Below are 6,079 nucleotides of genomic sequence, written 5' to 3' on the forward strand. Positions count from 1 at the left end.
TTTCAGTGCGACGCACCTACCTAGCTCTCCGCCGCAGGGGGCGTCGGGAGCGGAGGATGGGTATAAGAGACCGGCCTCCGGCACCTCCACCTCCGAACACAGCCAGGCCGCGGACGAATCCGACGGCCGGAGCAGGACCCATGACTGATTCCACCTCCCGCAAGACCCTCGGCAAACTCTCGCTCAAGCGCGGCGAGGAAGCCGCCCCCGCCGCCTCCAAGGCCGAGGAGCGCCTGCACAAGGTCCTGGCCCAGGCCGGGCTCGGCTCGCGCCGCGCGCTGGAGCAGCGCATCGCCGACGGCCTGGTCAAGGTCAACGGCGAGACCGCCCAGGTCGGCCAGAGCATCCGCAGCGGCGACAAGGTCGAGCTGGACGGCAAGGCCTTCGTCGCCTCGGCCCTGACCGAGCCGGCGCGCGTGCTGGTCTACAACAAGCCCGAGGGCGAGGTGACCACCCGCGAGGATCCCGAGGGCCGGCCGACCATCTTCGAGGCCCTGCCGCGGCTGAAGGGCGCGCGCTGGATCGCGATCGGCCGCCTGGACATCAACACCACCGGCCTGCTGCTGCTGACCACCGACGGCGAGATCGCCAACGCGATGATGCACCCCTCGCACGAGGTCGAGCGCGAGTACGTGGTCCGCGTGCGCGCGCCCGAAGGCCAGGAGAACGTGCCCGACAACGTCGTCGACCGCCTCGCCCGCGGCGTGGCGCTGGAGGACGGCCCGGCGAAATTCGACCAGATCGAGCGCATCGGCGGCACCGACTCCCACGACTGGTTCAAGGTCGTGGTCAAGGAGGGCCGCAACCGCGAGGTGCGCCGGCTGTGGGAATCGCAGGGCTGCCAGGTCAGCCGGCTCAAGCGCGTGCGCTACGGCAGCGTGTCGCTGCCGCGCGAGCTGCTGCGCGGGCAGTCGCAGGAGCTGCCGGCCGAACAGGTCGAGGCCCTGCGCAAGGAACTGGCGCTGGAGGACAACAGCGATTCGACCCTGACCCTGCAGCCGGTGATCGGCCAGCGCCGCGCGGCCAAGTCGACCGTGCACGTGGGCCGCGAGCGCGGCCCGGGCCAGGCCTACGTCAACGGCCACAACACCGCCGACGAAGGCCGCGAGCTGCGCCGCTTCGACCACGTGCGCGAGGACCGGCGCGGCGGCCGCGGCGGCAAGGCCAAGCCGCACGGCGGCCTGACCGTGAGCGGCGAGATGGCGGCCAAGCAGTCGCAGAAGCCGTTCAAGCAACGCAAGGAGAAGGGTCCCAAGCCTTTGCCGGACGGCAATCCGGCTGCGTTCCGCACCTGGTACGTGCCCGAGGGCGTCAGCACCGGCCCGTCCGGCCACCGCAACGCCGGCCCGGGCGGCAAGCCGCGCTACGGCAAGCCCGGTGGTGGCGGCGGTGGCGGCCGGCCCGGTGCGGGCGGCGGCGGCGGTCAGGGCCAAGGCCAGGGACAGGGCGCACGAAAGGCCGCGCGTCCCTACGGCCATCCCGGCAACGCCCCGCACTTCCCCTCCGACCATGCCACGCCCGGCGGCCATCAGGCCCAGGACCGCAACCGCGGCCCGCGCGGCAATGCCCGCCCCGGCGGCGGCGGCGGCAACCGTCCGGGTGGACGCCCGGGTGGCCCGCGTCCCGGCGGCGCCCCGCGCGGCGGCAACCGCGGCCCGCGCGGCCAGGGCTGATTCGATTCATGGATGCACCGGCCCGCGTTCCGCAGGCCGGTGCCGGCTTTCGCCTCAGCGCGGCTCGATCACGAAGTTCCCGAAGGCCACGCCCAGATCCCAGCCCTTGCCGGTGCCGGCCAGGGCCAGCGACACCTCGCCCTTGGTCATGACCTGGGCCTTGCTTGAGCGCACGGCGCCGGCATGGGCCTCGGCAGCGGCGTAGGTACCGAGCGTCTCCTGGATGCTGCGCACCCCGGAGAACTCGCCCACCCCGTTGTCGATCCGCGACTTGCCGAAAGTGATGCCGCCGCCCTTGGCGCTGATGCTCACCGCCATGCGCGAGCCGTTGTCGCAACTGATGGTGCCGCTGCCCTTGGCGGTCTTGTAGAAGGCCGACCAGCCGGACAGGTTGAAGTCCAGCCGGCAATCGACCTCGGCGGCCTGTGCGGCCGGGGCCGCGGCGATCGCCAGCAGGCAGGCCAGGAGCGGGCGCGGGAAACGGTTCATGGCGTTCTCCAGTGACGTGCCGGCCACCGGGCCGGCTTGGCGCGGCCGAGGATAGACCAGCGGCGCGTCGTGATCGCGTATCGGCCGGCCGCGCGCCCTGCCCCTACTTCACCCGGCGCAGGTGCGAGGGCCGTCCGCCGCCCGGCGGGCGCCGGCGCCCGAACGGCGGCTGCCCGCGCCAGTAGCGGATCACCAGCCAGCCGAACAGCATCCCGCCGAGGTGGGCGAAGTGGGCCACGCCCGGCTGCCAGCCGGTGAAGCCGAGCAGCAGTTCCAGCGCGCCGAACACGATCACGAAGGTCCGCGCCTTCATCGGGATCGGCGGGAACAGCAGCATCACCCGCTGGTTCGGGAACAGCATGCCGTAGGCCAGCAGCAGGCCGAACACCCCGCCCGAAGCGCCCACCGTCGGATAGCCCGCCCCGCCCTGCGCCAGCGTCCACCAGCCCACGGCCAGCTGGCACAGGCCGGCGCCGACCACGCAGATCAGGTAATAGGCCAGGAACCGGCGCGGCCCCCAGGTCAGCTCCAGCGGCGCGCCGAACATGTACAGCGCCAGCATGTTGAAGAACAGGTGGCCGAGGCCGCCATGCAGGAAGCCGTAGGTCAGCAGCTGCCAGACCTGGAAGTTCTGCCCGGGCGAGAACGGATCGAAGCCCATCTCGCTGGGCGGCCAGAGCATGAACGGGAAGAAGGTGGCATCGCCCATCACCTGCTGCAGCAGGAACAGCACGCCGTTGGCGATCAGCAGGGCCTGGGTGACGGGGGGCAGTCGCGAGAGCATCCGCGGCTCCGGAGAAGACGGGGGTCCATCATAGCGGCCGCACGCGCCGGTCGCCCTACGGGGACTGCGGCCCCCAAACCGCCGCGTCGAGGTCGGACACCGCGCGCGGACGCCGCACCCGTCCGCGCTCGACCGCCACGCCTTCGGCGCGCAGGCGCCGGCACTGCTCGCGGTAGCCCTTCGAGCCTTCCGGCAGGGCGATCCGCCCGTCCGAGCGCAGGACCCGGTGCCAGGGCAGGTCCGGGTCCTCGTTCTGCGACAGCACCTTCGCCGCCAGGCGCGCGCGTCCGGGCAGCCCGGCCAGGCGCGCCACCTCGCCGTAGCCGGCCACCTGCCCGCGCGGGATCGCGCGCACGGCGGCGAGAATGCGTACGGTGGCGTCGGCAGACGTGGCTGGCATCTGCCGCTAGCATAGCCGCACAGACCGCGGAGGACGGCCATGCGCAACTTCGAACAGATCCGCAGCCACCTGCTGACCTCGGGCTTCCGCCTGACCATGCAGGAGCCGTTCGTGGCCTGCGTGGAGCTGTCGCTGGAGGGCGGCAGCCGGCACCAGTCGATCTTCCTGTCGGAACTGGACGGCGACGACGGCCGCCCCCTTTTGCGCGTGAGCACGGTGATCGCGCCGACCACCGGGATCGATGCGCGGCGTGCGCTGGTGTTCAACTGGCAGAGCAGCGTCGGCTACTTGGCCATCGGCGACCTGGACGGCGTGCCCTACCTGCAGCTGTGCGAGAACCGCCCCTACGACGGCCTCACCCCGGCCGAGATCGAGCGCCTGGTGCTGGAGATTGGCGGCCTGGGCGACCGCATGGAACGCGCGCTGTCGGCGGAAGGCGACCTGCTGTAGCGATCGCGGCACGGGCGGCCGCAACGCCACTCCTTCGCAAAAACAGAAGGCCGCCCTTGCGGCGGCCCCTGCGACACCCGCGTGGGAACCCGGGCTCAGGCCCAGCCCACCGCCTTCATCCCGCGCAGGATCAGCCAGGCCAGGCCGCCGGCGGCGGGGATGGTCAGGATCCACGCCCAGATGATCCGCTCGATCACCCCGATCTTCAGCGCCCGCGGGTTCTTGGCGAAGCCCACGCCCATGATCGCGGTGGAGATGCTGTGGGTGGTCGACACCGGCATGCCGAAGTGCGCCGCCAAGGTCAGCACCGTGGCCGAACTGGTCTCGGCGGCGAAGCCGTGGATGGGATGCAGCTTGACCATCTTGTGGCCCAGGGTCTTGATGATCCGCCAGCCGCCCGAGGCCGTGCCCGCGGCCATCACCACCGCGCAGGTCAGCACGATCCAGGTCGCGATCTGGGTGCCGTCGCTCTGGCCCGGATGCAGGAACGCCAGCCACGACGGCAGGTCGTCCAGGGTGCCCGCCGACTCGGCGCCGATCAGGGTCAGGGCGATGATGCCCATGGTCTTCTGCGCGTCGTTGTGGCCGTGGGCGAAACCCATGTAGGCCGCCGACAGGATCTGCGCCTTGCCGAAGAACGCGTTGACCCAGCGCGGCCGCGCCAGCCGCCGCAGGATCCCGCCGGCGCGGGCCATGCCGGCGATGATCGCCCACAGCAGGACCATCACCAGCACGCCCATCAGGAAGCCCGCCACCGGCGAGGTCACCATCGGCAGGAACACCTTCCACAAAAGGCCCTTGTTCTTGGCCCAGTTGCCCAGGTCCTGCGACCAGATCAGCGCGTTCCAGTCGTTGGACGCCGCCGCCAGGCCGGCGCCGCACAGGCCGCCGATCAGCGCGTGCGAGGACGAGGACGGCAGGCCGAACCACCAGGTGATCAGGTTCCAGACGATACCGCCCAGCAGCGCGCACAGGATGACCTGCGAGGACGCCTCGACCACCCCGGTGTTGAGGATGCCGGTGGCGATCGTCGCCGCCACCGCGGTGCCCATCAGCGCGCCGACCAGGTTCATCACCGCCGCCAGGCCCACCGCCGCGCCGGGCGAGAGCACCTTGGTCGCCACCACCGTGGCGATCGAGTTGGCGGTGTCGTGGAAGCCGTTGATGAACTCGAACACCAGCGCGGCCAGGATCACCACCAGCACCAGGGTCAGCATGGCGACGCCTCCCGGCACCCGGGCATCCGCCCCCTGGAATCGAGGGGGCGACCCGCGACGATACGCTGCATGTCCATCAACTCCATCAGCTGTTCGCGAGCACGATCTGGTACGCCACCACCCCGGCCTCGCGGCAGCGGTCGATGGCCTTCTCCAGGATCTCGAAGAACTCCTTGAGCAGGAACATCTGCAGGTGGTCCAGGCGCCCGGAATAGATGTCGCGGTACAGCTCCAGCATCAGCCGGTCGGCCTCGTTCTCGATCGCGCGCAGCTTCTCGTTGAGCGCGGTCATCCGGTCCAGGTTCATGTGCCGCAGCTGGTGGACCATCTCCACCACCACCCCGGCGGCCTGCTCGAGCATCGCCGCGCGCGGGGCGAAGTCGATGTGCGCCAGGTGCTGGGTGGCCAGCGAGTAGCGGTCTGCGAACTTCTCGATCTGCTTGGGGATCTTGTACAGGGCCGAGCCCAGGGCCTCGATGTCCTCGCGCTCCAGCGGGGTGATGAAGCTGTCCACCAGGGCCTTGCCGATCTTCTCCGAGGCGGTGCGCTCGCGCTGGCGGGCCAGCTTGAACGCGTCCAGGGCCGGCTGGCGGTCGGAGGCCTTCATCATCTGGTGCAGCGCCTTGGCGCTGTCGTGGGCCGCCTCGGCCGCCTCGTCCAGCAGGACGAAGAACTGTTTGCCGGATCCGAAGATGGTCTGGAGTGAGAACATGGAGACGATCCTCCGCCGCGGGACGGGCGGGATTTGCAGAATTATGACAGCCCGGCCCCGGGGCCGGAACCGCGCATCCATCCGCCCTGCCGAAGCGGGCCCGGTCCGGGCGTGGACGCTGCGGGCCGGAACGTGACCGCGGCGTGAGGCCCGGCATCCGCGGTTTGCTAAGATGCCGGCGCGCCCCGCGGGCGCACCCTATGGACGACGCCCCCACTCCCCCGCCGCCGCACCGCCCAATCCCACCGAAGGCCAGGGCATCACCCGCCTGCTGCGTTCCGTCGGTTCCCGCGCCGCGGACGACGGTCTGACCCTGGCAGGGCTGCTGTCCGGACTCCGCCCACGCGCCTTCGG

The 6,079-nt window shown here is 71.2% G+C and carries 7 protein-coding genes; 2 read left to right on the top strand and 5 right to left on the bottom strand.

From position 1 onward, the window contains the following. Nucleotides 1-140: 140 nt before the first annotated feature. Nucleotides 141-1,673 (top strand): 23S rRNA pseudouridine(2605) synthase RluB, encoded by a 1,533-nt coding sequence (rluB, locus tag CSC62_RS16920; protein WP_162407853.1) that lies wholly within the window; start codon nt 141-143, stop codon nt 1,671-1,673. Between the two features lie 54 nt (nt 1,674-1,727). Here rluB and CSC62_RS16925 read toward each other — a convergent pair whose 3' ends face one another. The 3 genes from CSC62_RS16925 to CSC62_RS16935 form a co-directional block, all read right to left on the bottom strand. Next, the gene (locus tag CSC62_RS16925; protein ID WP_162407854.1) at nt 1,728-2,162 is read right to left on the bottom strand and encodes a hypothetical protein; all 435 of its coding nucleotides are present in this window, start codon (nt 2,160-2,162) and stop codon (nt 1,728-1,730) included. 103 nt (nt 2,163-2,265) lie between these two features. After that, nucleotides 2,266-2,946 carry a rhomboid family intramembrane serine protease gene (locus CSC62_RS16930; protein ID WP_162407855.1) on the bottom strand — a complete coding sequence of 227 codons (681 nt, stop codon included), beginning with the start codon at nt 2,944-2,946 and terminating at the stop codon, nt 2,266-2,268. A gap of 55 nt (nt 2,947-3,001) precedes the next feature. Then, entirely contained in the window at nt 3,002-3,346 is a 345-nt protein-coding gene (locus CSC62_RS16935; RefSeq protein ID WP_162407856.1) for an MGMT family protein, read from the bottom strand. Between the two features lie 39 nt (nt 3,347-3,385). On the opposite strand from CSC62_RS16935, the gene CSC62_RS16940 reads away from it, so the two are divergent. Continuing rightward, nucleotides 3,386-3,796: a hypothetical protein gene (locus CSC62_RS16940; protein ID WP_162407857.1), complete on the top strand. Its 411-nt coding sequence runs from the start codon at nt 3,386-3,388 to the stop codon at nt 3,794-3,796. A 95-nt stretch (nt 3,797-3,891) separates the two neighbouring features. Here the strand turns inward: CSC62_RS16940 and CSC62_RS16945 are convergent, their stop codons facing one another. Continuing rightward, a complete protein-coding gene (locus CSC62_RS16945) occupies nt 3,892-5,013 on the bottom strand; it encodes an inorganic phosphate transporter (RefSeq protein ID WP_162407858.1) in 1,122 nt (373 codons plus the stop codon). A gap of 85 nt (nt 5,014-5,098) precedes the next feature. After that, nucleotides 5,099-5,725: a DUF47 domain-containing protein gene (locus CSC62_RS16950; RefSeq protein WP_162407859.1), complete on the bottom strand. Its 627-nt coding sequence runs from the start codon at nt 5,723-5,725 to the stop codon at nt 5,099-5,101. Nucleotides 5,726-6,079 lie beyond the last annotated feature (354 nt).

This window comes from Pseudoxanthomonas jiangsuensis, assembly GCF_010093185.1.
GTDB lineage: Bacteria > Pseudomonadota > Gammaproteobacteria > Xanthomonadales > Xanthomonadaceae > Pseudoxanthomonas > Pseudoxanthomonas jiangsuensis.

Bases quoted from the DNA above. Each gene is read 5' to 3' on its own strand.
- CSC62_RS16940 (WP_162407857.1), top strand. From the start codon at position 3,386: ATGCGCAACTTCGAACAGATCCGCAGCCACCTGCTGACCTCGGGCTTC.
- CSC62_RS16945 (WP_162407858.1), bottom strand. From the start codon at position 5,013: ATGCTGACCCTGGTGCTGGTGGTGATCCTGGCCGCGCTGGTGTTCGAG.
- CSC62_RS16950 (WP_162407859.1), bottom strand. From the start codon at position 5,725: ATGTTCTCACTCCAGACCATCTTCGGATCCGGCAAACAGTTCTTCGTC.
- CSC62_RS16930 (WP_162407855.1), bottom strand. From the start codon at position 2,946: ATGCTCTCGCGACTGCCCCCCGTCACCCAGGCCCTGCTGATCGCCAAC.
- CSC62_RS16925 (WP_162407854.1), bottom strand. From the start codon at position 2,162: ATGAACCGTTTCCCGCGCCCGCTCCTGGCCTGCCTGCTGGCGATCGCC.
- CSC62_RS16935 (WP_162407856.1), bottom strand. From the start codon at position 3,346: ATGCCAGCCACGTCTGCCGACGCCACCGTACGCATTCTCGCCGCCGTG.
- rluB (WP_162407853.1), top strand. From the start codon at position 141: ATGACTGATTCCACCTCCCGCAAGACCCTCGGCAAACTCTCGCTCAAG.